Genomic DNA, 26,247 nt, shown 5'->3' with positions numbered 1-26,247 from the left:
AACGTTGGTAAGAATAGAGCAGAATCGCTATCGTCTCGGAGCCAAGATAGAGAGATCTGCTTCATATTCATCTGTATCAATTAGATGATCCACGTCTTCTACTAGTTTTTCTGATTGGGTTTGAGTGAAAAAGAAACCTCGATTGATCGCGACTGCGGCAACGTATAAAACAAGAAAACCTAGAATTGCAAGACCAATATTAGCTAAAATATGATTCCATCCTCTATGATTTTGAAGTTCTGATTTTGAGTTATTTATAGCTTCTTGCGCTTCTTTTTTGAAATACTCATAGTTATCACGAGATGGATTTTCGAAATAACCGTCAGATAATTCAGTCAAACGTAGGTGAAGTTCATTAGCTTTTTTAGCGGCTGCGTCATGTCCTCTTTGATCTAAATTTTCAGCTTTGGCTTTGATTAATGATAGTTGTTTTTCAAATTGAAGCTTTTTCTTGTTTAACTCTTCCACAAAAGTCAATTCTCGCTTTATGGAATTAAACGTATCACGAGCAATATGTTCAATGCGTTGTTGATCAGTTTGACATTCTGAAAGTTCGGCATCAACGTAAGAATGATATAAAGGGGGGGGACAATTTGGCACATTATTATTTATAGATATGACACTGAGATCGATATCTTTTTTTTGGCTTTTTCTTATTGCTTGAGTAGCAAGTTCAAAATGTTTGTCCTTCTCAGGATCATTTTCATCGTAAATTACAAAGAACTGATAATTTTTTTGCTCTTCCGCCATTAATTTAAGAACCCCGGCGACGTTCTTAAAACCCTCACAAGTTCCCTCTGACTCTGTTGATGAGCTTGAATTTGCTCTATTGGAGCTCTTATGCTCTTTATAGTGGAGTAGTGGTCCGTTTTTATTAAGCATCAAAAAAGCTATGTTAATATTAGCCATTAAGTTCTCTCAAATAAGGCTTAGTTAAAACAACTTATTGTACATCCTTTTTGTTTTATGTTCAATTTTCTATTTATAATGCTCTTACTTCACTGATATCTAAATAGACCTCTTGCACTCAAGCAAAATCTGCTAGTTATACAAATGGTCTATTAATCATTAAAGTCTCTTTAATTTAGTTAAGCCTTTAAGGCAATAGATGGGTATTATCGATTTCTTCGAGCAAATCTGTTGTTTTTCTTATAAGCGCATTATGTTTATTTTGGGCAAATAATCCGATGCCAACCCCTAATAATGCTGTGCCGCAAGCAGCTACTCCTGTCCCAGGGAGAAGAGCGAGTCCAGTAGCGCATAAAACAACACCTACAGTGGTGATGAGACTCCCTAAGGCAATCATGGCTACTGCTAATGCATTCCATAAACTATCTGAACTTTTTTGCAGGCTCAAGGCATTTTGCTCGTATTCAGTAACTATTCGATTGCGTTTTTCTCCCGGTTGAGACATTAATAGTTCAATCGTTAATCTAAGCTGTTTCGTTAGATGTTCTGCAGACTCACCATGCTCGTAGAGGGCAACTATTTTTTCTCTTACCGCAATTACTTTTTGCCGAAGGAGAGGTTCAACTAGTTGATTAATCAATTCATTGAGTTGTCCTAATTCGGATCCATAGAGGTCATTACTCTGTACTAATAGGTTATACAGTTTGGGATTAAATTCTGCTACATGGCAGCTAATGTTATGTTCTGCGAGTTGAGGATAAAAATATTTGATAGTGCTGATAAAATGAGCTGCGGTGCTTCGCTCCGGATTATTAAAGGCACCACATCCAGGCATGACAAATATCACCGCTATTGGTTGGTTGATTCCTTGTGCTTTATAGTGTTGTGCTAGTTGAATTGCTTGTTGGCATTGTAATGCAATCCCTGCTGCTAACATGCATCCTAAATTACCTTCTTCTGCAGGACGTTGTAATCTTTTGTTTGATGTAGCGCGGGCATCTAAAGGCGATGTTTCTAATTTACGCAAATCAGGTGCCGCATAACTTACTACATTGATTGGCTTGCTCACATCGGGAATTTTTAGTAACTGAAAAATCCCTTCTACTGTATTTAGTTGTTTGGTATTGACAAACCAATGTGCGGAGGTAAAGCCGCCATCTACTGGAACTTCATAGACATTATTTTGCATATCAAAATAAATAGGTAATTTAAATGATTCATCTTTTTGATTAGGAAAAGAGGTAAATAAATCATTTAAAAAATCTTCAGATTCAAGATAATCTTCTGTTCTATGAATGAGATTGCTACAAATTGTCAATACCATTTTCAGGTAGCGTTTTTGATAGTCTAATACATCAATAGCCTCTGGTTTTTCTGTAAAAGCGTAATATCCGATTTGGTAATTACGTTGATGCACGTCATCAAAATGAAGTGCCATTTTTAAGGCTGAATCAGTATAACGAGAAAATAGTTCCTCAACAGAACCAGCAGAGTATTTTGCCGCGCCATCACGATGAGAGTTAGGAGCATTGTCTACCACAACTAGTGTGCCTTGAACGGATAAATTTTGAATTAATTCAATTACATCACCATTATAATACTGTATGCCTGAAGCAGACTCCGGAATAGGGGGAGCGACTTGCTTTATCTGAGTCGTTTCAATTTTGTGACAATCTTCTGTTAAAACTTCAATAAATCTTTGTACATTGCGTTCATTATCTAAGGTGATGATGAGTTTATTAATTGTTTCAAGCAGTCCAGCTTCATCTTCTACATTAACTGATGCACCAATGATTCCAGCTATTTTTTGCTCATTGGCTTTTATTAATTGAGCCAAAAAAAAGGTTTGTGCGCACCAATATTGCTTTCTGGCTTCAAGTTGCTGGGAATGGTAGCTCAGCGAACTCATTAGTCCTTGAAAGGTTTGAAAACGAGTTTCTTGGGACTCATACATTTCTTTAGGAGTCTTTGATGGGCCTTTTATTAATGCGTGAATAGTCGAGGCACCTGCGTGCGCAAGGCTTGTAAAAAAATTAGGCATAAAGCATAATCCTTAAAAAAATGAGTATATTGAAAAAAGAAATTGTGTTGATTTTATGATCAATAAGGATTTATTTGATCTTTTTGTGTAAAATAAGTTAAATCAATTGGTGCTTACCATCCTCCTTGATAAGGACGATGTTTTTTCATTTGACTCGAGTTTGCTCCTCTATGATAGTGGAGTTTCGTTACATTTTGCTTCCCATCCCAAAACGAATGATAATCAAGAGCAAAAATACGTTTAAGGTCTCCATTTTCTTGTTGTTTGTAAAAATTCACCCCTCCACCACCATGACGGTATAAGAGCAGGGCCGCTTTGTAGTTTCCTTTACGTATCAACCCATAAGTGGCTACAGAAACTCCTAGACAAGCAAAGACCTTACTGAGATTATCCTGGGGGGGAGAAGGGCATGGATCTACGTTGTCGTTATCCATAGCTTAATTAATAGAATAGGACATTAAACCGGGCTCCATTGATATAGTTTGTTCAGGTCTCTTTTGTTTTAATGGGGAAGGGTAATGAGCAATGTCTTGTTCTTGTTGAGGCGACGGAGTTTCACTTTTACTTGGATTAGATGTGAGTTTGCTTAAAGGAAGCAGGGAATCTTCTTCTTTATCCTCATTTTCCCAAGGGAATGCGGGTAAGGGCTGTATAGGATTACTCTTATCTTTGATGATATCTATAATTAAAGTGGTTAATTTAAATAAAAGAATACAGGTACCTACAATTGCAGTGGCTCCCGCTAAAGCTAATAAAGTTGAAGGCCACAGGGGCATAGCTAATGATGCTAGGGCAACTGTAAATAGGAGCGCTGCCATTAGCAAAAATAATCCAAAGATCATTACTGTACGTGGATTACGTCTAAAAATATGAGGGCGTGTAACACGAGCATTTAACATGGCCTCTTCATATTTTGGATTTAGTAATGCTCCAGTTGTTATTTTTGATGCACTCGCAAGGAAAAAGTTGAGCCCTCGACCAAAATTAACCTTTTTATTTTGGTCATGAGCTTTTTTTATTTCAACTTGGGTTAATTCTGCTAGTTGCTTATTCAGTGATTCTAAATCAGGAGAGTTTGCCCCCGCAGCAGCAATTTTTTGTGCTGTTACAGTTGCGGCGATAAGACCCGCATTTAAGGCGCGGAAGTAGGGAACTGCTGCTGCGGCATCTCCAACTAAATAAACTCGCTTTCCATTCAATTCTTTAGCAAAACATTCACTTTGATAGACGCTAAGAGCAACACCATTTATTTTTTCGCTGTCTGTCACCATCTCTTCATTTAAAGCAGCCCTTCTTAATGACAACCAAGGCCTAATGGTATTCATGAGTTGTTCCATGCATTTTGTTTTGGGGTACAAATCAGTCAGTTTTGCATTTGGGGTTTCTCTGATTTCTTTGTAAGTTTCTTCGTCTACAAATATAAATAAGGATACTGGAGTAGAACCTTCTTTTTCTTTACCCACATTTTCTGAGACGAGATGAGGAACTTGTCCTAAGGCAGGACCATAAACTAGATTAGGTAGGCGTGAAGTCGCTCCTTTAGCCTGATATTTAATTTCAACAATATATTGCAGATTAGTATCCACGATTTTTTTATCATCGAATATTTGTCTTCTTACGATACTATGCGCACCATCGGCACCTATGATGGTATGGGCGGTAGGATATTGGTTTAATAGCTCTTTACTATCCTCAACTTTTACGCCTGTTTCTATTTCTACATTCAGTTCTCGAGCAATTTTTAAAAAAGTCGATTCAATTTCTGAGGTTGGGACAAACCCATGGAGTTTTCTTACTTCCTCATATGTTTTGTAACTATTTGAATTAATTAATGATTCTTCTTCTAATTTGAGAATGTGATGACGAGTATATTCTTTATTACGATCTATAATTTTTATCTTTAATGTTGGATTGAGTAACATCATTTCAATAGCAGTAAATAATCCTACAGGACCGGCCCCAACAATGACTACATCTGGATTCATAAAAAGCATACTCGGTTTTAAATGACCAATCATTGTACCCTGGGTTTATTTATTGTTCAATATTGGATTATTGAATTTTTTTCCTAATGAGAAAAGGAGAGTTATATATCAAGGCATAAATATGAGATATCACTTATCGCGGTAGTGATACTCGCATGGGCTATACCATTATTGGGCCGCAGCTAATCTTGCCGCGCGCTTGCAATCGAATGCTGAGTCTGGATTCATCGTTATGAGCTATGAAACGTATATGCAAGTCCATGATATAGCCGTGGCGCACCGTCGTCCCCCCATTACAATGAAAGGGATAAGCCGTCAAATAGTTCCCTATGTGTTTGATAGGTTTGTAGAGAATCAAGGTCCATAGTGAGTTTTAATCGTCATTCTCATCAATTAGAGCATCTAGTAACGGTCTTTTAAAGGGTATGGTGCAAACAAAAGTTGTTCCTTTAGCAAGGGTGCTGGATAATTCAATCTCTCCACCTAATTCGTTCATCAATTGTTTGACTATATGTAATCCTAGACCTGCCCCTAGGTATTTATTTTGATTCGCGGGGTGAATACGATAAAACTTTTCATAAATAAGAGACTGTTTTTCAGCAGGGATCCCTATGCCCGTATCAATCACAACCAACTGTAAAATGAGATTTTTTTCATCAATTATTTTTCCTAATTTGACTTGGATTGAGACTGAGCCCTTGGAAGTAAAACGAATGGCATTACTTACAAGGTTGAGCAAAATGCGTCGTAGTTTGTAAGGATCTCCAATAAATATTGATGGTAGATCGTCGGGATATTCCGAGCTTAATTTAAGTTTTTTGGAGACCGCAGCGGCCTGCTGCATCATTACTATTTTTTCAATCAATTTTTTTAAATCGAATTTTTTTTCAAGAACTGCGGCATATATTGCTTGATAGCGCGAAAAATCGATAATGTCATTTAACAAATCCAGGAACTCTTTAGCAGAACCATAGGTAAGTTCTAACAGTTCTCTTTTTTCAGTCTCAATTTCAGTTTCAGCTAACATCTGCACTATGCTGTATATGCCACTAAAAGGGGTACGAAGTTGATGTTCCATATTGCGTAGAAATTCGGATTTAGCCCGATTCGCTGTTTCTGCGGCAATTTGTGCTAAGTAAAGATCTTGTTCTATTTTTTTACGATCGGTGATATCAAAAGAAACTCCTAATATGCCTATAACCTCCCCTTGTTTATTGTATAAGGGAGCTTTCTTAGACAAGAAAATAGATAGTTGATCTGAATTGGCTAACTGTGAGGCTTCTTCTGTCGTTATGGTTTCTTTATTGTTGATTACCGCTAAGTCAGATTCACGAAGAAGGTCGGCTTCATGACGCCAAGGCATTTCATAATCCGTTTTACCGATCATCTCTTTAGCGGATGCGAAACCAGCTGATTTTGCTTGAGCTAAATTGCAACCTTGATAGACGGAGTTTTTATTTTTCCAATAAACATGTCCTGGCAAGTTTTCAATAATGTTTGCCAAAGTCTGTTCTACTTTTTCTTTTTCTTGACGAATATTTTCTTCTGCATTTTTTCTGGCGGTTATGTTGATTGAAATACCACCTATACCACTAATTTCTCCTTTTTTGTTTATTATTGGGATTTTTTGAGTTAAGTAGACTTGATAGGAACCACTAATATCTTCGCCGGACTCTTCAAAAATACAGGGGGCTTTCTTAAAAACTACTTCCAAGTCATTTTTTCTAATTTGGTCTGCTATTTTTTTTGAAAACAGCTCATAATCTGTTTTGCCTACAATTTGTTCCGGTGAAGAAAAACCCATATTTTTAGCTTGTAATAAATTGCAATGCAGGTATTCAAATTTTAGGTTTTTCCAGTAAATGTGTACTGGAATGGTTTCAAACAGTTGCTTATATAAATCGATTTGGTTTAAATTCGAACAGTCCTTGCTTGCCATAAACGCGCCTTTTACAATTTTATGAGTTAATTACCTGATAGGCTTCTAAAACAGGGCCGGTGTAATTTTTTTCCAATTGGCTAATCTCCTCTTGGATCGAGCTGCTATAGATATGCCTTAAAAAAAACAAAGAAGGATTCTGCTTTGTGCATCCCGAAGTTAAGGCAAATTGCTGCATATTAATTAAATTATGTTCATGCATTTTTATGTTTTCTACATCATGGCCTAATTCCATGCATTGGAATGGGTTGTCTCTCAGCGCCTCCAGTTTTTTTCCAGAATACTGAGGGTGACTGGCGGTATTAGCTAAAATTAATTTTAATGGAGTTTGCCATAATACACGATTAATATATTCTTGAGGCGATTCAATGGAGCTATTTTCTTTATAATGAACTTCACCTGATACCACCATACAATAATCCAAAAGAAAATTTTTTGTTGGAACAAGAGAGAATTCATTGTTATTTTGGGTTTTTGCTAATAAAAAGTAGATTACCTTATGGGGCTGTAAATGTTTTTTTTGCTCCGTTAACTGATGAGTAACAAACAATATAGGCAATTGCTCTTTGATACTGTGATATAAAATAATCTCACTTACGGTGTAGCAGGGGAGTACGGCTCTGTCCTCATCCGCGGTTTTATATAAAGTTGGTAACATATTGACGAACCCATATCGTTCAGGCAATTCATGAGCGATCTTTATTATAAAATTGCATCCTAAAGTGCAAATAAGTTGTTGATATTTATGAGTTAATCGTTTTGAACGGTATTTAGAAATATGAAATTCTCTACTAATGTATTCTAGGTTAATGGCAACTGGTATTTGATTTTCTCTAATATTAAAATGAGATAAAAAATAACAGACAATTATAAAAATAAAATCATCTTGCAAAGGAATTAATAGTTTCTGTCTTGCGAAAAAATCACCAATATTTTCTTTACTATCAAGGCTTTTATTATAAGTTTTCGAATGCTTTATTGTATTTTCCCACTCAAAAATAATGTGTTCCAGGTGTTCCTTATGCTTGCGAAATAGCTCTATTTCTTGAGAAAACTGGTTTTTAGGTATAGGAGAGCATAACCATTTTTGGGCAAGATTAAGGATTTTGTAAGCTCTGATTTGACATAGGTTTTCTCCTACTTGAGCATCAAATAGCATTAATTTACCTGCTAAAAAAAGCTCCAGAGCATTAATAGAGAAATCAATAATTGATTTCATAAAATATAAATCAGCTAGTTTTTGATTTTTGCTAATTAATTGAGCACATACAGAGTAAGGGAGTAAGGAAAGAATATTATGTTCTTCATCATGAATATCAATAAGTTTGTTCATAATATCCCTTATCATTGACGATTTTGGATGTATTTATAATAAACAATCAAGCACGAAACGCAGCCACAAGTGATGAGACTTAATAAATATCCTCCAGCAAGGAGGTAATCTTTTTCTAACAATCCATGTAGCATGGTAAAAATTTGAATGATATTAAACCCAAAAAAAGTAATTAAAGAGACGCCTAAAGCTGATTTTTTTTTGATTAAAGTAATTATTTGCGGAATAAATAACGCCGCGTTTGCCAATAAACTAATTGAAAAACCATATTGAACAACATATTCTGTTATTGACATACGAACCCCATATTGTGTGTTGATGCAATTATATTACCCTAACTGTTCAAAATATACATTTCAAAATGATATATATTAATATAGCAGCATTATGATTATTCTGACTTTCATTCATTAAAATCCCAAGGTAAAGCAGTGGCTATTCTTTTATCCTAGTGCATTAAGCTCGATATTTTATCTTATAATTATTATTTATAGGTAGGGGGCCTTTACTGTCTTGAGTTTAGTAAAGGGGGCGACTATTAGTTAGGATGTCATTTCAGTGGCTTTCAACCATCATCAATCTCGGCTTATCTGATAACAAACCATAACACCTTAGGCAATCAAACAAGGGGCAAATCTAATTTTGACACGATACTTGCCTATAAACTTTTCTTTTTGTCTAAATTATGATACTTTTTTGGCTCTATTATAATCTATATAGATAATTAGATGACATTATGGCCAATTTATTTAACACTTATTTAAGTCTTGTTCAATCGCAAAATAATAATAATTTTAGTGAAGCTCAAAGAGATTTTATTCAGAACATTCTTAAAGGGAACAGTCAATGGAGTGCCTTAGAAACTCTAGCTGTTACCGTTAATATAGAACAGCTTAATAGTCTAAAGGCCGCACTTGAAGAGGAAATAGGTAAAACACATTATTTCTCTTTCCAAAGTCCTCATTGGAATTATCACTACATTACTACTTTAAAAGGAGTTCTTAGCGACGTTCAAGGAGTTTTGGATCAGAGAGAGAAACTGGACACGTACAGCAAAAAATACGCGGAAAAATATAATAAATTCGCGAAACGAATGGACAACCTTTACAACAAAACCACTGAAAATTACCATGGCACTATAATGATGCCAGTGAATCAAGGATTGGAACCTCGTATTGGTGATTCTAATGGAGAGTGTTTTGGTTATGTGGCTAAATGGGCTGCTCAAATTCTCAAAAAAGAGAGACCTTTCGGTTTGGATGTCAATCAACAACGAACGTTACAACCTATTCTGTTTAACTCTTTACTAGCGCGTAAATACCCTGAAATAAACCACTTAGCTGCTCTTACTAAGGAAATTAGTATTTATCAAGAATTACAGGCATCAGTAGATAAGTTGATTTCTAGGCTCTCTGGCCCAAAGACAAGCTCCGAGCAACTGGCTATTAATAAAACTATTGATTACGTGCAAAATTCAGACTACGTCTTTTATACATCCACTGAAGAGATGGCACAATCTTTGGTTGATGAAGCCCAAAAAGATCCCAATAAGGTTTATAACTTAAATGTCATGACCTATATTGGTGGACATGCTCTAGGTTTTTGCTTTATCGATAATAAGTACCACTTCTTTGACTCCAATTCAGGATGGTATCGGTTTGATAATGATAAAGATTTTATCAGCTGGTTCACTTATTACTATAAGCAAAGAGGTTATGAATCATACTATTTCAATGAATATGCAATAAGCTCTTATTCATTGTTACAAGATCCCAATAAAGCTCTAGAGACAGAGGAGCCTTTCTCATGGACCTGGGATACTATAGCTATAGTAACTCTTTTATCTCCAATCCTTGCAATTTATTTCCTCGTTTGCTTAACGGATCTATTCATTGTTCGTGGCTTTCGCTATCTGGGTATGATGGTCAGTGATTATTTTAATTCAAATGATCATGAACCAGAATTGGAGGAACTTGATTTGGTCGACAATCCTACTTTAGCGGAATCCTTACCTAAGTCTCTTGAGGCTTTGGACTTGGCGGTGAATTTAAATAAGCCCAAAGAGAAAGTATTGCAATCAGAGAGTCCTCCTGACTATCTTGATCTTTCTGTAGGAGATAATTTTAAGAGATCAGATTCTCCTTCATTCTTTAAAGTGCCAAATATGGTGAAATCGAAGGTTGAGATTGATGTAGAACAACCCCAATATAGGCCGTAATAGTGGGCTACCTGCCTTGAACTGCATCCAGTAGTTGCTGCTTTTACTATTATGGTCATCCAAAGCGCAGCGAAGGATTTCCTTCGTCGCAAGCACCTATAAGTCGGGCAATTCCTTGCCCGAAGGGCAATTTATTATTAGACTTTATATCTTAAAAAGTAGATAAAAAAGCACTAGAGTTATAAATGAGTAATAACGAAAAAGACTACACACCCATTAATATAGAAACTTTGATATTAGTAGCCGTTTGGGCTCCTCCTTTTATTTTTCAAGGCTCTTTTAAAATTATTGATAAAAAAAGTCATACAGAACATCTTCTATTTTATCGGTGTCAGAGTGAAAAAACTGCAAAAACGGATATTCTTGAGCATGAGTTTTCTCCCTATGATTATCAGTTAACACATTTATATTGTGTCGCAGAACAGGGGCAATGCACGTTTTTGCAGTATCTGTCTGAGGATGCATTATACTTGTTGAAGTACGCTTTTTATGTCTCCCTAACTCAAATGATAAGAAATGATAACCACTATCCGACCTACATGGACGAGGTGGCTCTTATGACGATTAGCAAAAGAGTAGGAGAGGTATTAAAAGAAGGCAGAGATATACAAGATGATGCTCATTTGGGGTTTGCGGTAGCTATGGATTTTAATCCTACAGAACCATTAGGGCAGGCAGCGGTTATTTCTTTGCTTTCATCAGTAGCGCAGTAAGGTAAGTCCGGGACAAAATGTCATCCCATGGATATTGAGAGGTCACCCATTATTCAAATAACCAATTGATAAATATAAATTTTTATAGAAAACTTTAATTAGGCAATTTTTTGTAATCTTTTTTTACTTTTTAGTCAAAGTTTAATATTATCTTAAGGTTATTTGTATACCATTAGCCGCCGAATGAATAATGATGAGGAATAAATATGTCTAAGTTTTTTGATGTCAACACGCGAATTTTGCATAAAATTGCAAGCTATGCCGGTGCTGTAAAGTTTGCTAATTCTGGAGTAAACGGGGTAAAAGTTAAAGAGTCTAATCCAGATGTGCTTCCAGAAGGACCAATGAAGCTAAGACGTCAAAATGCTGGGTTTTTCGATAAGCGGTTCTTTTCTACAGAAGATAGACAAATCCATGCTGGAAATTTTGATGTCAACTCTCCCTCTAACGCTGATTTAGTTGAAATCACTGCAACAATAACTCACCGGTAGGAAGTTGCCTAAAATCCCGGATTACGACTTTGTCTAATCCGGGCTACACATCCTTTAAGTTGACGTCACTGCATGAACGGTTACATTTCCCTTAATTACAATGCTTCAATACGCATTCGATGCTCCAACAGTTTTTCCTTAGCTTGTTGTGCTTGAGCCAGTTTTTCCTGTTCCTTTGCTATAATTTCCGCCGGTGCTTTATCTGTAAATTTAGGATTACTTAATTTCCCTTGAGCAAGGCTAATGTCTTTATCTAATTTAGCGACTTCTTTAGCTAATCGAGTAAGTTCAGCTTCTTTGTCGATTAAATCGGCCATAGGAATTAATAATTCTATTTCTCCTAGCACGGCTGTTGCTGACACTGGTGCTTTTTCATCGGCATTTAAGTACTTTATTTCCTTGATTTTACTCATGGCTGTTAAAATCTGTTGATATTTCTCAATACGGTTTCTGAGCACGGGAGTACAATTGCGAATACATAGAGGAATAAGCTTTGATGGAGTGATGGACATTTCACTTCGTATCGTTCTTATTGCTTGAATGGCTGCCTTTAACCAATCCAACTCCTCTTCAATAGTGTCATTAATAAACTCTTCGTTGACTCGAGGATAAGCACTTAGCATGATGCTGACCCCATTTTCACTAGTGAACTTTGTTGTTCTTTGCCAAATCTCTTCGGTAATAAATGGCATTAAAGGATGTAGGAGCTTTAATATCTGATCCAGCACATGAATTAAGGTTCCCCGTGTTCCCCTTTTCAGGGCGCCGAGAGAGTGTTCGTCTTGTAATACTGGCTTAGATAACTCAAGGTACCAATCACAGTATTCATGCCAAACAAATTCATACAGGGTGTTAGCCAATAAATCAAATCTGTAGGTTTCAAAGTAATGATGTACTTTCCCTATAGTATGTTGTAGACGGGACAATATCCATTGATCTGCGGGGCTGTACTGGAAGGCTCCATCGCCGAAATCAACTCGCTCTTCATCGGTATTTAATAAGACATAACGTGCCGCATTCCATAATTTATTACAGAAATTTCTATAGCCCTCTACGCGACCTACATCAAAACGAACATTACGGCCAGTAGATGCCAAAGAACAATAAGTGAAACGTAAGGCATCGGTGCCGTAAGCATTAATTCCATTGGGGAATTCTTTTTCGGTCGCTTTAATAATTCGATTACGTACTGATTCCAACATTAAATTAGAAGTACGTTTCGCCAGTAAGGATTCAAGATCTATTCCATCGATAATATCCAAAGGATCGAGCACATTCCCTTTAGACTTAGACATTTTATGTCCTTCACTGTCACGAATTAACCCAGTAATAAATACATCTTTAAATGGAACTTTTCCGGTAAATTTCAATCCCATCATAATCATGCGGGCAACCCAGAAAAAGATAATATCGAAACCAGTAACAAGAACTGATGTAGGATAAAATTGATCGAGTTCTGGAGTACGTTCAGGCCAGCCTAACGTAGAAAAAGGCCATAGGGCAGAGGAGAACCAAGTATCCAAGACATCTTCATCTTGTTTTAGCGGCGTTGCTTCATCAATTTTGTATTTAAAGCGAACGTCATTTTCACTATACCCTACATAAATATTACCTTGACTGTCATACCAAGCTGGTATTCTATGCCCCCACCATAATTGGCGACTAATACACCAATCTTCTATATTATCCATCCATTGAAAATAGGTTTTAGTCCAATTCTCAGGAATAAAGCGGATTTCACCTTTCTTAACTGCGGCAATAGCAGGTTCTGCTAGAGGTTTTATTTTGACATACCATTGATCAGTTAATAGCGGTTCAATGATAACGTTAGATTTCTCACCACGAGGTACCTTTAATTTATGTGGTTCTGTCTTAGTGAGAAATCCTTCTTTTTCTAAATCTTGAATTATTTGTTCTCTGGCAACAAATCTATCCATGCCTTGATATTTTAATGGGGCATTTTTATTGATTGTTGCTTTTTTATTTAAGATATTGATTAGGGGTAGATTATGTCGTTTACCCACTTCATGATCGTTAAAATCATGGGCGGGGGTAATTTTAACACAACCACTACCAAATTCTTTGTCTACATATTCATCGGCAATAATCGGAATAGTTCTATCGCAAAGAGGAAGATGCACGTGCTTGCCAATTAAATGTTGAAAGCGCGGATCCTCTGGATGAACAGCCACTGCCGAGTCACCAAGTAGTGTTTCGGGACGAGTTGTCGCTACAACGACAAACTCTGTAGAATCGACTACAGGATAACGAATATGCCAGAGAAAACCGTCTTCTTCCTCGGAAAGTACTTCAAGGTCGGATACTGCCGTACCTAACTTGGGATCCCAGTTAACCAGACGAGTGCCACGGTAAATCAACCCCTCATCATAAAGCTGGACAAACACTTTCTGCACGGCTGCAGACAAGCCTTCATCCATAGTGAAACGCTCTTTGTCCCAATCTACCGAAGCGCCTAAACGCCTCATCTGTTGAGTGATGGTATTTCCTGATTCATTTTTCCATTTCCAAACATAATCAAGGAACTCTTCTCGGCTTAAATCTTTTCGTGCAATTCCCTTCGCTTCTAATTGTTTTTCAACGACGAGTTGAGTGGAAATTCCAGCGTGATCCGTCCCTGGTTGCCATAAGGTTTTATCCCCTAACATACGGTGATATCGGGTTAAGGCATCCATAATAGTATGCTGAAAACCATGCCCCATATGAAGGCTTCCTGTTACATTGGGAGGGGGAAGCATAATGCAAAAGCGTTTACCGTCACCACGTGGTTGAAAATAATGCTGACTTTCCCATTTCTTATAATAAGCTTGTTCTATTGCTTCTGGGGAATAGGTTTTATCCATGTTTTAGCCCGTACTAATAAAACGTAGAATAGTATCACATTTTGCAAGGGGAGTAACTGTTCGCAATACGGTTGTATTTAGGAGTTGGCAACGAGAAGTGATGAACTGGATCGTTGGTCTATAACCGTACTATTAAGAATGAAATATCTTTCTAAGCCCCTCGATTTACTCTTTATTTTCAAACCAAACGCCTTGTAGGGACGCAGAGATTTTTTATGGTGTTATGCAAGAGGAGCGGGTAACAAATTACCCGATTCAGACGAATTACCGGCGAAAGCTTGTATCCATCAGCTTTTAAACCTTTTATGGATGCCGACTTTCGTCGGCAATTCGGAAATAGCCAAACATAGCTTTACGACGATACAGCGCGAACACTTAAAGGTGTTCAATAATAGGTTGATCACCTTTAGTGCGATGATCTTCAGCGATATAAGTATACATGGTTGGTACCACAAATAGAGTAAAGCAGGTGCCAATCAGTAATCCGGCCGAGATAACCAGGCCTATATCAAAACGACTAACAGCTCCAGCTCCGCTGGCAATAAGCAAAGGAAGTACGCCAAAAACCATAGCTGCAGTAGTCATTAATATTGGTCTTAAGCGAATCGCTGCTGCTTCTTCTACCGCTGCCCGCCTATCAAGATTTTTCTCTCGTTGCAAATGATTAGCGAAATCGACAATTAAAATACCGTGTTTACTAATAAGACCAATTAGAGTAATTAAGCCTACCTGAGTATAGATATTAATACTGGCTAGTCCTAAATTCAGTGGAATTAGAGCGCCGCAAATAGACATCGGCACACTGATCAGGACGATTAACGGATCGCGGAAGCTTTCGTATTGGGCTGATAAAACCAAGTAGATGATAATAATAGCAAACAAGAATGCGAAGAGTAAGGCGCTTCCTTCTTGCATAAATTGTCTTGATTCACCACCATAATCGTAGCTGAAGCCTTTGGGCAAGGTTTCATCTGCGGCATTTTGTAAAAATTGCAAACCCTCACCTAAGGTTTTTCCTGGCATCATCACCGCTTGAATCGTAGCAGAGTTAAGCTGTTGGAAATGAGTTGCTGCATTAGGTTGGGTTTTTTCTTTCGGGGATACAACAGTTGATAAGGGCACCATGGTGCCTGACATGGTTTTCACATAAATTTGCCCTAATTGTTCTGCGGTTAGGCGGAATTTACGATCGAGTTGGGGGATTACCTGATAACTTCTTCCTTCAAGATTAAAGTAATTTACATAGTTACCTGATAGAGCGCTAGTTAGACTGCTTCCTATGGCACGCATGTCTAACCCCATTTCAGCGGCTTTTGAGCGATTAATAGAGAGCTCTATTTGTGGTTGGTTAAATTTTAATGAGTTGTCAACGTAAATAAATAAACCACTTTTTCTAGCCTTATCCGTTAATTTATTGGAAATATCAAATAAGCTTTGGAAATCATTGGTCGTTTTGACTACGAACTGGACTGGTGTGCCGCCACCACCACCCGGGAGGGGGGGCGGTACTATAGCAAAGGCATTAAGCCCTGTAATTTCTGACAACTTGTCCTGCAATGGCTGCTTCAGCGCAAATTGACTTTTAGCTCTCTTCCCCCATGGTTTGAGCACTAAACCTGATACAGGCTGGCTTGCATTAACAGTAAAATAATTTTCTGCTTCGGGAAAACTTTGATAAATTTTATCAAAAGGTTTGGTGAATGTTTCGACATAATTCAGAGTTGCGAATTGAGGGGCAACTGCCATAACAAAAAAGAATCCCTGATCCTCATCTGGGGCTGTTTCTGCCGCTGTATGCAGATACAGGTAAGGCAACATTAAGATAACAACAGCAGCAAAAGGCAGCATGATAAGTCTAGTTTCTAATAAGCCATGCAAAATCCTTTGGTAAACCACTTTCAGTTTATTAAATTGATTATCGAGAAAATGAACAAATTTCCCGCTAGTGCTGTCCTTAGTTAATACTTTAGAACACATCATTGGCGATAGGGTTAAAGCAATGACTCCTGAAATAATAACCGCACTTGCTAGAGTAAAAGCAAACTCTTTAAACAATGCGCCAGTTAGTCCCCCCATAAAACCTATTGGTGCGTAAACGGCTGCCAAGGTAATCGTCATAGCAATAACAGGGGTGGCAATTTCTCTTGCACCTATAAGAGCGGCCTCAAAAGGACTTTTACCTTCTTCTATATGACGGTGCACGTTTTCTACAACGACAATGGCATCGTCGACCACTAAACCAATTGCTAGCACGAATGCCAGCAGCGTGAGCAAATTAATACTGTATCCCAATGCCAGCATTAAAGTACAAACACCAACAAGAGATAATGGAATAGTAACAATGGGGATTAAAACCGAGCGTAGTGAGCCGAGGAACAAAAAGATAACCACAATTACTATAAGTGCAGCTTCTATAATAGTGTGTTCAACTTCTTCAATAGATGCTCTAATAAAGTCTGTTGCATCATAAACTATAGTGCCGGTTAGTGATGGAGGAAACTCTTTAACTATCGATGGCATTATGTTGCGCGTATCACTAATGACGGTGAGAGGGTTTGCTGTTGGTGTTGGCGTGATGGAAATAAAGACCGCTTTTTTACCGTTAAAAGTCACTGAACTATCGTAACTTTGAGAGCCCAACTCCACTTTAGCTATATCTCGTAAATGGACTATAGACCCCTTATCTGATTTGACTATGAGCTTGCTGAATGCGTCCGTATCATTTAGATCTGTCTTTGCTGTCATGTTAATCGCAACATATTCGCTTTTGGTGCTTCCTGCTGCAGTTAAAAAGTTATTGCTGGCAAGCACTACAGAAACATCGGCCGGAGTTACGTTGAGAGCCGCCATTTTTATAGGATCAAGAAATATTCTCATGGAGTAAGTGGCGCCTCCCAAAATTTCTGCTTTTGCTACCCCATCAACCGTTTGCAGTTGAGGTTGAACCACTCGGGTCGCATAGTCGGTAATTTGTTGCGGGGTCATGTCTTTACTGTCAAGACTGATGTACATCAATGCCGTGGACGAATCTGATTTTTTAAGAATCACGGGTTGTTGTGCTTCTTTAGGTAATTGATTAATTGTTTGTTGTACCTTACTCATTACATCAGTAAAAGCGATTTGTGGATCGAAGTTTAACTTGATGTTTAAGGTAATAGTACTTAGACCTTGAACGCTCGATGAGGTCATATAATCGATACCCTCAGCACTAGCCACTGCGTTTTCTAAAGGGGAGGTAATAAAGCCTGCAATAAGATCCGCATCTGCACCGGGATAGCTGGTCGTAATAGTGATTACTGTATTATCCATGCGTGGATATTGACGAATTTGCATTTTATTAATTGAGTTAATACCAAACAGAAGAATCAGCATACTGATTACAACGGAAAGAACGGGACGTTTGATAAATAAATCAGTAAATTTCATAAGTTATCCTGCGAAAAGCCTGCAAATATTAGTAAATGTAGGTTGAGCCATTGGCTCAACAACAAATCATGCATTATTGTCCCAAATTATTCGGATTACTCTCACTATTGAGTGGGACACTGTTGTTAATAGTAACGGGGGTACCATTCTGCAGTTTTAAATCCCCAGTACTGACTACTACATCACCTGCTTTAATTCCTTTTTTGATGACGGTGTAATTACCTTGTTGTTCCCCTGTCGTAACGAAAACACGTTTTACAGTTAATAGGTCTTGACCCTTAGGATCTTTCTTTCCTTCTTTATCTTTTTCTATGACATAGACAGCATTACCATAAAGGCTATAAGAGACTGCTGTTGACGGTACAACGATAGTTCCTGGCTCGGCAGGTTGACTAATCTCTATGGAAGAAAACATTCCGGGTATAAAGGCATAATCTTTAATTTTATTTTGTTCATTTAAACTGCTATTACAACTGACTATTAATTTATTGCCTCTAACTTCTTTACGTGTTTTGAGAAGCGGCGAGTGTTCCGCATCTTTTATTGCCCCTACAGAACAGTTGGGTAAGGTTGCCTGAACGAGTACGTTATGAGTATTTAAATCAATCTTGGAGTTGACTGCAGTGATAGTCCCTTCAAAAATTGCTTTAGGAAATCCTTGTACTGTGAACAAAATAGTTCCATTCAAATGAATGCGCTTATAAAGTTGCTCTGGCAGGTAAAACTCAAGAAACAAAGGATCTAAAGATTGCAGAGAGACAATGGAGGTTTGTCCTGGAGTAACATACTGTCCAATGTTAACTTGACGTATACCTAAACGACCTGAAAAGGGGGCGGTAATATGTTTTTGGTTGATTTGGGCTTGAATCTGAGCCACTTTAGCTTGAGCTTGTTGTAGATTTGCTTTGGCTTCATCAACGCTGGAACTGGGTGTGGCGCCACGTTTAAATAGGTCAGTTTGACGTTTGTAATTTAATTCTTTAAGGGTAAGCTCGGCGTGGTTAAACGTTAACAAAGCTTGATCAACACTATCATCAATAGTAATCAGCGGAGCCCCCTTGCTTACATATTGACCTGAATCAAAATCTATTTTTATTACTTTTCCTGAGGCTTCTGCATTGACATCAACCCCACTAGTTGCTACGAAATTACCTACGGCACTAATAGTGGGATGCCAATCTACAGTTTGGGCGACTGCAGAGGAAACACTAACTGCTGGAGGAACATAGCTGGCGAAGAACCGTTTAATCATAATTGATTTAATTAGATTAAACGCAATGATTCCACCGAAAACAACCAACAAGGCTATTCCCATGATAGTCATGCGCTTTTTCATTATTCTTCCCCTACACATTTTGTAATTATTCTTATTGGGGGTGCAATATATCATAAAGATGCAATTTAACGGGAGCGCAATATTAAAAAATAATGCCACTTTTAATGGCTAGTTGATTTATTTTGAGCAACAAAGAGATTAATTAATCGACACATCTCATATTGCGTTGCTTGAATAAAATACAAAAAGATAGATCCTTTTAAAAATTAAATATGTGTTAATTCATTAACTTATTGAGCGTAAATCTTCCTATTTTATTTATTTCATGGGTAGAAAGAAAACCTATTGACTAAATTGGATACTTTGCTACTATGCTGCTTCCATCTTACTAAGGGGTAAACCATGAAGTTAAAATCATTGTTGTTTTTAGTTTGTTTTAGTTTGTTTACAAACGTTTTTGCAGCTAATTTACACATGAGTCCAAAAGCAACCGCTGAAGATAAACAGTCTATTTCAAAAAATTTGACATATCCTGGTTATTGCCAAATTGAAATTATAAATAACAGCTTTACTGACGTAACCGTTTTTGGTACTTACGATGATGGTTCAACAATTGCTTTTGATATTTACAGTTTTGATGCCCCCCATTACGTAAGCTTATTCTATAACTTCTATTGCCATAGCCAAATGTATATTACTGTTCAGTCACCTTTCTACACTCTTTACTCAGGTTGGACTAACATAAACAGTACTATTCGAATTCTTCCTTACTTGAAGAATCAAGCTAAAGCCGAAGTATCAGCTCGATAAATTTAGTTAGTTAAGTTAATACAAGGAAAGTTCATTTATCAGTGAACTTTCCTTTTTTTTGAGGAGTCTTTTATGAAATACCTCGTATCTTGTCTTTTAGCGCTACCGTTACTTACTTCTTGTGTAGAACAAGATCCCTATTACGAACACAATTATTACGCTCCACCGCCGCCACGAGTAGAAGTCGAGCGCCATGATTTAGAGCATCATCATAATAATGGACACTATAGACCAGCACCCCAGGGAAGAGTTTATCAGGGACATAACAATGTACATGGACACGGCAATGTAAATGGTGGCAGTAGAGTTATTGTTAATTCTCATAATCCACAAGGACAAGTTCAAGTACAACAAAATACCCATGGACATGGTGGCGCAAATAATAATGCGGCACGTCCCCGACCAACTGGAAAACCAGTGGTAGTGCCTGGAGCCGCACGTGGGCAAACTAATAATGTCCAAGGTCAAGCGCAGCAACCAGCCCAATCTCAAGATGAGACGCAACAAGCAACACATGGACATAACTAATAAGAAGTAGGCTGGACTATTGTATAGCCCAGCCTACCTTAGCAACGAGTTGTTACTAAAATAACAAAATTGACCTAAAGTGTTCTTAGTATCTAAGCTAATTTTGTGATACCCTATTAACGATTTTTCTTTAAGGAGCCTTCATGCGTGACTCACTTAAAATATTGTTAATTGCGTTTCTTTCTTTGGTTATTACTGCTTGCAGCACTTCGCCATATACTGAAAGTGCCGGTGAGTTTATTGATAGTTCTACGACAACTACCAAGGTAAAAGCTAGCTTAGTCGATCAGTTGGGCTCGAATGGTATTTTTATCAAAGTTAAGACCTATAAAGACGAAGTGCAACTTAGTGGTTTTGTAGATACTCAAAGAATCAAACAAAGAGCTGGTAGTATTGCAGCTGGTGTGGATGGTGTTAGAAACGTACGTAACGACATTATTATAAAAGCAAGGTAAATATCGTGCTTCCAAGCTAAGGAATACTCATGTTTGACGGAAGTTATACTATAAAAAATTTTGATGAAGAACTGTTTCAGGCTATTTCTAACGAGAAACGCCGACAGGAAGAGCATATTGAACTTATAGCCTCTGAGAACTATGTAAGTCCAAGGGTTTTGGAAGCACAAGGTTCTGTATTAACTAATAAGTATGCAGAAGGTTATCCTGCTAAGCGATATTACGGTGGTTGTGAGTTTGTCGATATAGCTGAAGAATTAGCAATAACACGTGCTAAAAAACTATTTAATGCAGATTATGCTAATGTACAGCCTCATTCTGGTTCTCAGGCTAATGCTGCGGTGATGATGGCCTTATTAGCTCCGGGCGATACCATTTTGGGTATGGCTTTACCACACGGCGGTCATTTAACACATGGTTCCAAAGTAAATTTTTCAGGAAAACTTTATAAAGCTGTCGAATACGGCGTGGATATTCAGACTGGTTTAATTGATTATGATGCTTTAGAGCGTTTAGCTTTAGAGTGTAAGCCTAAATTAATTGTCGCTGGTTTTTCTGCTTACTCTAGAGTTCTGGATTGGGTTAGATTTAGGGCAATTGCCGATAAAGTAGGGGCTTATTTATTAGCTGATATAGCACATGTTGCTGGATTAATCGCAGTCGGTCTTTATCCATCACCTCTCCCATATGCTGACGTAGTCACTTCAACAACGCATAAAACATTAAGAGGCCCAAGAGGTGGATTAATCCTTTGCAAGGCTAATGAAGAAATTGAGAAAAAATTAAATTCTTCTGTATTCCCTGGAATGCAAGGCGGACCTTTAATGCATGTCATTGCTGCAAAAGCAGTGGCGTTCGCGGAAGCATTATTGCCCGAGTTTAAGCTGTATCAGCAACAAATTATACGTAATGCTAAAACGATGTGTGATGTTTTAAAAACCAGGGGATATGACATTGTATCTGGGGGAACGGATAACCATCTATTATTAATTGATTTAATTAATAAAAACATTACAGGTAAGGATGCTGATGCTGCCTTAGGTAAAGCCAATATTACGGTCAATAAAAATTCGGTACCTAATGATCCGCGTTCACCTTTTGTGACTAGTGGATTACGTTTAGGAACCCCGGCAGTGACAACCAGAGGATTTAAAGAGAAAGAAATAACTCTTTTATCTAATTGGGTAGCAGATATTCTTGATAACATTAGCGATGAATCAACCATTGCTAGAGTGAAAACGCAAGTTCTGCTTTTGTGTCGTGAATTTCCTGTTTATGGTTAATCATGCATTGTCCATTTTGTCATGCAGAAGAAACAAAAGTTGTCGATTCTCGTCTCGTTGCGGATGGTGCTCAAGTCCGACGTAGACGAGAGTGCCTAGAATGTCATGAGCGTTTTACTACTTTTGAAACAGCTGAATTGGTTATGCCATTAGTTATTAAAAGAGATGGAAGAAGAGAATCTTTTAATATGGATAACTTGCGGTCTGGGATGTTGCGGGCTTTAGAAAAAAGACCCGTGAGTGTCGATGCTTTAGAAGAGGCGATTATATCGATTACGCAAGAAATTCGCCGAAGAGGAGAGCGTGAAATGGATTCACAACTCATTGGTGAATTGGTAATGAAAGAACTATTTCGTTTAGATCATGTTGCCTATGTACGATTTGCATCAGTCTATAAACGATTTAAAGATGTTAGCGACTTTAGACAAACTATAGATCAAATGAAAGAAGACAAGTGACCGCTCGTTCCATCACCCTGAGCACAGCAGAAGATCACTCAAATAGAACTTTGCATCACTATGAAGAACGTTCTCGCTGTGTTTTAGCCAATAAAGCTGATGAGTGGTTATAAAGACAAAACTATTAAAATTAAAGTACCTATTCAGTATGCATCATCTCTTGTTTATGAAGAGGAGAGGTAATCAGAATAGATACGAGTTAAATTCATGAGGTAACAGTGGAAAAGCAATCTATAAGAGGTAAAAGGCGAGCACGGAAACTAGCACTCCAGGCTCTTTATCAATGGCTAATGGCTGGTACCGATCTTCATGAGATAGAAACTCAGTTTCGAGTTGTTAATAATATGGAAAAAGTAGATGGGGAATATTTCTGTCGTCTATTACATGGAGTCCCTGCTCATGTTGCGGAGTTAGAAACCAGTATTGCTCCTTTTTTGGATAGAGAAATAAATAGCTTGAATCCTATAGAGTTAACTACCTTGCGCATAGGCGCATTTGAATTGTTCCATTGCCCAGAAATCCCCTATAAGGTGATACTCGATGAATCTATATCATTGACTAAAGAATTTGGATCTCAAGATGGGCATCGATACGTCAATGGGGTTTTAAATAATCTAGCAAAACAGGTACGCGCCGTTGAGGTCAGCCTCAATAATGAATGAATTTGATCTTATAGATCAGTTTTTTAAGCCTATTTCTGCCAAGCGTAATGATGTTTTATTGGGTATAGGCGATGATGCTGCATGCCTGAAAATTCCTTCAGGGAAAAATATTTTAGTTAGTACGGATACTTTAGTTTCTGGTGTGCATTTTCTTCCGGAATGGACACCTTTTGATATAGCGTACAGATCCGCCGTGGTGAATATTAGTGACATGGCTGCAATGGCTGCGGAACCGTGTTGGGCAACGCTTGCTATAACACTACCCGAGTTAAATCAGCCTTGGCTTGAATCTTTTTCCCAAGGCTTCAACGCTGCTTTGAGTGAATACAACGTAGCATTGATTGGCGGTGATACCACTCGAGGCCCTTTAAGTATTACGATTACTATTATGGGAACTGCTTCAGAAGGGCGAGCTGTTCGACGAAGCGGTGCTAAACCAGGTGATATCATTCTGGTTTCAGGAGTATTAGGTGCAGCAGCCCTTGCCGTTCAATTTCTTGCTATGGATGATCTTCCACCACAAGATAAAGATGAATTAATGGCGAAATTATTACGTCCAAAGCCGAGAATCGATTTAACCCCTATTTTACGTTCATATGCTTCATCTGCTATAGATATTTCAGATGGATTAAGTGCTGACTTAAATCATATCTGTGTGTCTAGTGGCGTCGGTGCTTGTTTAACAAAGAATTTAATTCCAACTCATGCTTTATTAAATAAATATTTGGCTGAGCAGGGTGTTGACTTGGCATTAACAGGGGGAGATGATTATGAGTTATGTTTTACTGTTTCATCTGGCTCTTTAGATTCTTTAATGAAGACATTGCATAAAGAGAATTTAGTATGCTACCCCATTGGTGTGATAGAGGAACAAAATGGGCTACGATTGAAATTAGGGGATAATACTTACGAACAGTTAATGCCTCGTGGTTATGCGCATTTTTAGAGGGGTAAAGCTTAGCCCATAGCGGTGAAGCTAAGAATGATATTTCGCTATGGATTTACCGCCTAAGCGGTGAGCACTAAAATAACTAGTAAATAGCTTTTGCGGTAGGCCTATGGAGAGCGCTTAAGATAAGATATGTGGATAAAGAATAGACGAATTTCTCTGCGACACGCTACAGCGCACCACTATTTTAGAGCGAATTTAATATATAGTGTCAATACGTCCTGGTCGGACTAATAATTTAGGATGAAAGGAGTAAAAATGAATCAGGTCAATATAGCGAATCGAGTGTGGCAAGATCCAATTTACTTTATTGCTTTTGGCTTCGGTAGTGGTTTAATGCCTATAGCTCCTGGTACTTGGGGGACTTTAGCCGCAATGCCTATCTACTTGTTGCTTGTAGGTAGTCATTGGAGTGTTTATCTCACGTTTACGCTGCTTGCTTTCATTATCGGTGTTTGGGTTAGTGATAAGGTTTCTCAAGATTTAGGTATTCATGATTATAAAGGAATTGTTTGGGATGAGGTGGTTGGCTATTTACTAACTATGTTTTTAGCTCCTTCAGGACTTTCTTGGATGATTTTGGGATTTATTTTATTTCGTCTCTTCGATATTTGGAAACCTCAACCTATAGGTTATATTGATCAGAAGGTACACGGTGGCTTAGGAATAATGTTAGATGACGTATTAGCAGCGGTTCCCGCTTGGCTCATTATGCAAATTCTAGCTTGGAGTTTTGCTCAATGAACGAAAATCATAAAGAATTGATTAGTACGGCATTAACTATAGCGATTATTGGCCTGACTCTTTTTATTATTCATAAATTTATCCCCTCGATGGTTTGGGCCGCTATTATTGTAATTGCTACTTATCCTTTATATAAGAAATGGCGCACTTTTTTTGGCGAAAGAGATAATTTATCTGCTTTGTTATTCACTATCTTAATGGGGTTAGTATTTTTTATACCCTTGAGCTGGTTGGTGGGAATTTTGATTAAGGAGTTACAGTTATTTATTAATTTTTTGCAGGAAGTTAATGAAAAAGGCGGGGCTGCCCCAGAGTTTTTTAAGAGTCTTCCTGCGTTTGGAACGGATTTAGTTAAATATTGGGATGATAATATAGGCAAACCAGGGAATATTAAAAGCTTTTTATCGAATCTCCATTTGACAATAACCCCAACAAGCTATTACCTAAAATTGATAGGCGCTAATTTAGTACATCGCAGTGTTCAAGTAGGATTTACTTTATTAACATTATTCTTTTTTTATAGAGATGCCGATAAATTACTCTTACAAATACACGATATAGGAGAGTACTGTTTAGGTAAACGTTGGTTTCGTTATTCTGACCGTCTTCCTAGTGCTTTACGTGCTACAGTGAATGGAACCATAGTGGTTGGCATAGGAGTTGGGGTATTGATGGGCATATGTTATGCCTTGGTAGATTTCCCGGCTCCAACTTTAACCGGGTTTATAACGGCATTAGCGGCAATGATTCCTTTTGTTGTTCCTGTGGTTTTTGTTACTGTAGCCTTGATTTTATTCTCTACGGGAAGCGTGATTAGTGCTATTGTTGTGCTTGTTTGGGGAACTCTAGTCATGTTTGTAGCAGACCATTTTATAAAGCCAGTTTTAATTGGCGGTGCTATTGAACTACCCTTTTTAGCGGTACTTTTTGGTATTTTAGGTGGAGTTGAAACATTAGGACTACTCGGATTATTTTTAGGTCCTATAGTGATGGTATTATTTGTTACTTTATGGCAAGAGCCGCAGTGCAAGCCTTATAGGAAAACTTTATCTAAGTAATATGGGTAAATGATTCATGATGGCTGGTTGGTAAGAAAATAAAATAGGTTGAGTCAAAATGACCTATGGCCATCAGGCTATCAGCGAAATACCTTTCTCCGGCCCTCC

At 37.7% G+C, this 26,247-nt stretch carries 23 protein-coding genes; 13 read left to right on the top strand and 10 right to left on the bottom strand.

All coding sequences use genetic code 11. The annotated features are described in order from the left end of the window. Positions 1–27: 27 nt before the first annotated feature. The 4 genes from LFA_RS18875 to LFA_RS09605 all read right to left on the bottom strand — a co-directional run bounded on the left by LFA_RS18875 (position 28) and on the right by LFA_RS09605 (position 4,935). Complete coding sequence (locus LFA_RS18875) at positions 28–909, bottom strand: hypothetical protein (protein WP_052673929.1); 882 nt, start codon at positions 907–909, stop codon at positions 28–30. A gap of 187 nt (positions 910–1,096) precedes the next feature. Beyond that, positions 1,097–2,950: a hypothetical protein gene (locus LFA_RS09615; RefSeq protein WP_052673928.1), complete on the bottom strand. Its 1,854-nt coding sequence runs from the start codon at positions 2,948–2,950 to the stop codon at positions 1,097–1,099. A 113-nt stretch (positions 2,951–3,063) separates the two neighbouring features. Next, entirely contained in the window at positions 3,064–3,384 is a 321-nt protein-coding gene (locus tag LFA_RS09610; RefSeq protein ID WP_045095997.1) for a hypothetical protein, read from the bottom strand. 3 nt (positions 3,385–3,387) lie between these two features. Further along, positions 3,388–4,935 (bottom strand): FAD-dependent monooxygenase family protein, encoded by a 1,548-nt coding sequence (locus tag LFA_RS09605; protein WP_157010333.1) that lies wholly within the window; start codon positions 4,933–4,935, stop codon positions 3,388–3,390. A 232-nt stretch (positions 4,936–5,167) separates the two neighbouring features. Here LFA_RS09605 and LFA_RS20490 point away from each other — a divergent pair, with 232 nt between their 5' ends. Next, positions 5,168–5,302, top strand: coding sequence for a hypothetical protein (locus LFA_RS20490; RefSeq protein WP_269447712.1), 135 nt, complete (start codon positions 5,168–5,170; stop codon positions 5,300–5,302). Positions 5,303–5,308: 6 nt separating this feature from the next. Here the strand turns inward: LFA_RS20490 and LFA_RS09600 are convergent, their stop codons facing one another. The 3 genes from LFA_RS09600 to LFA_RS09590 are packed head-to-tail and all read right to left on the bottom strand — an operon-like array spanning position 5,309 to position 8,503. Beyond that, positions 5,309–6,874: a PAS domain-containing sensor histidine kinase gene (locus LFA_RS09600; protein WP_052673927.1), complete on the bottom strand. Its 1,566-nt coding sequence runs from the start codon at positions 6,872–6,874 to the stop codon at positions 5,309–5,311. 19 nt (positions 6,875–6,893) lie between these two features. After that, positions 6,894–8,207 (bottom strand): hypothetical protein, encoded by a 1,314-nt coding sequence (locus LFA_RS09595; protein ID WP_045095995.1) that lies wholly within the window; start codon positions 8,205–8,207, stop codon positions 6,894–6,896. 11 nt (positions 8,208–8,218) lie between these two features. After that, positions 8,219–8,503 carry a PQ-loop domain-containing transporter gene (locus LFA_RS09590; protein ID WP_045095994.1) on the bottom strand — a complete coding sequence of 95 codons (285 nt, stop codon included), beginning with the start codon at positions 8,501–8,503 and terminating at the stop codon, positions 8,219–8,221. Positions 8,504–8,943: 440 nt separating this feature from the next. On the opposite strand from LFA_RS09590, the gene LFA_RS09585 reads away from it, so the two are divergent. The 3 genes from LFA_RS09585 to LFA_RS09575 all read left to right on the top strand — a co-directional run bounded on the left by LFA_RS09585 (position 8,944) and on the right by LFA_RS09575 (position 11,629). Further along, entirely contained in the window at positions 8,944–10,425 is a 1,482-nt protein-coding gene (locus tag LFA_RS09585) for a hypothetical protein (protein ID WP_045095993.1), read from the top strand. Positions 10,426–10,610: 185 nt separating this feature from the next. After that, positions 10,611–11,138 carry a hypothetical protein gene (locus tag LFA_RS09580; RefSeq protein ID WP_045095992.1) on the top strand — a complete coding sequence of 176 codons (528 nt, stop codon included), beginning with the start codon at positions 10,611–10,613 and terminating at the stop codon, positions 11,136–11,138. A 206-nt stretch (positions 11,139–11,344) separates the two neighbouring features. Beyond that, positions 11,345–11,629, top strand: coding sequence for a hypothetical protein (locus tag LFA_RS09575; RefSeq protein ID WP_045095991.1), 285 nt, complete (start codon positions 11,345–11,347; stop codon positions 11,627–11,629). Positions 11,630–11,724: 95 nt separating this feature from the next. On the opposite strand, the gene LFA_RS09570 is transcribed toward LFA_RS09575, so the two are convergent. The 3 genes from LFA_RS09570 to LFA_RS09560 all read right to left on the bottom strand — a co-directional run bounded on the left by LFA_RS09570 (position 11,725) and on the right by LFA_RS09560 (position 19,252). After that, on the bottom strand, positions 11,725–14,490 hold the full coding sequence (locus tag LFA_RS09570; RefSeq protein ID WP_045095990.1) for a valine--tRNA ligase: 2,766 nt from the start codon (positions 14,488–14,490) through the stop codon (positions 11,725–11,727). Between the two features lie 375 nt (positions 14,491–14,865). Beyond that, entirely contained in the window at positions 14,866–17,916 is a 3,051-nt protein-coding gene (locus LFA_RS09565) for an efflux RND transporter permease subunit (RefSeq protein ID WP_045095989.1), read from the bottom strand. 73 nt (positions 17,917–17,989) lie between these two features. Further along, positions 17,990–19,252, bottom strand: a complete 1,263-nt coding sequence (locus tag LFA_RS09560) for an efflux RND transporter periplasmic adaptor subunit (RefSeq protein WP_045095988.1) — start codon at positions 19,250–19,252, stop codon at positions 17,990–17,992. 342 nt (positions 19,253–19,594) lie between these two features. Between LFA_RS09560 and LFA_RS09555 the strand changes: the two genes are divergently transcribed. The 9 genes from LFA_RS09555 to LFA_RS09515 all read left to right on the top strand — a co-directional run bounded on the left by LFA_RS09555 (position 19,595) and on the right by LFA_RS09515 (position 26,139). Next, complete coding sequence (locus tag LFA_RS09555) at positions 19,595–20,002, top strand: hypothetical protein (RefSeq protein WP_045095987.1); 408 nt, start codon at positions 19,595–19,597, stop codon at positions 20,000–20,002. Between the two features lie 72 nt (positions 20,003–20,074). Continuing rightward, a complete protein-coding gene (locus LFA_RS09550) occupies positions 20,075–20,530 on the top strand; it encodes a hypothetical protein (RefSeq protein WP_045095986.1) in 456 nt (151 codons plus the stop codon). A gap of 143 nt (positions 20,531–20,673) precedes the next feature. Continuing rightward, entirely contained in the window at positions 20,674–20,985 is a 312-nt protein-coding gene (locus LFA_RS09545; protein WP_045095985.1) for a BON domain-containing protein, read from the top strand. Positions 20,986–21,014: 29 nt separating this feature from the next. Next, a complete protein-coding gene (gene glyA / locus LFA_RS09540; RefSeq protein WP_045095984.1) occupies positions 21,015–22,268 on the top strand; it encodes a serine hydroxymethyltransferase in 1,254 nt (417 codons plus the stop codon). 2 nt (positions 22,269–22,270) lie between these two features. Next, positions 22,271–22,726: a transcriptional regulator NrdR gene (gene nrdR / locus LFA_RS09535; protein WP_045095983.1), complete on the top strand. Its 456-nt coding sequence runs from the start codon at positions 22,271–22,273 to the stop codon at positions 22,724–22,726. A gap of 218 nt (positions 22,727–22,944) precedes the next feature. Continuing rightward, the gene (nusB, locus tag LFA_RS09530; RefSeq protein ID WP_045095982.1) at positions 22,945–23,388 is read left to right on the top strand and encodes a transcription antitermination factor NusB; all 444 of its coding nucleotides are present in this window, start codon (positions 22,945–22,947) and stop codon (positions 23,386–23,388) included. Further along, complete coding sequence (gene thiL / locus LFA_RS09525; protein ID WP_045095981.1) at positions 23,381–24,334, top strand: thiamine-phosphate kinase; 954 nt, start codon at positions 23,381–23,383, stop codon at positions 24,332–24,334. Before nusB ends, thiL begins: the two co-directional genes overlap by 8 nt. Positions 24,335–24,595: 261 nt before the next feature. Beyond that, positions 24,596–25,081 carry a phosphatidylglycerophosphatase A family protein gene (locus tag LFA_RS09520; RefSeq protein ID WP_045095980.1) on the top strand — a complete coding sequence of 162 codons (486 nt, stop codon included), beginning with the start codon at positions 24,596–24,598 and terminating at the stop codon, positions 25,079–25,081. Beyond that, complete coding sequence (locus tag LFA_RS09515) at positions 25,078–26,139, top strand: AI-2E family transporter (protein ID WP_045095979.1); 1,062 nt, start codon at positions 25,078–25,080, stop codon at positions 26,137–26,139. Before LFA_RS09520 ends, LFA_RS09515 begins: the two co-directional genes overlap by 4 nt. Positions 26,140–26,247 lie beyond the last annotated feature (108 nt).

The organism is Legionella fallonii LLAP-10 (genome assembly GCF_000953135.1).
In the GTDB taxonomy this organism is placed as follows: domain Bacteria; phylum Pseudomonadota; class Gammaproteobacteria; order Legionellales; family Legionellaceae; genus Legionella; species Legionella fallonii.
This window is presented reverse-complemented; position numbering and strand designations above follow the sequence as displayed.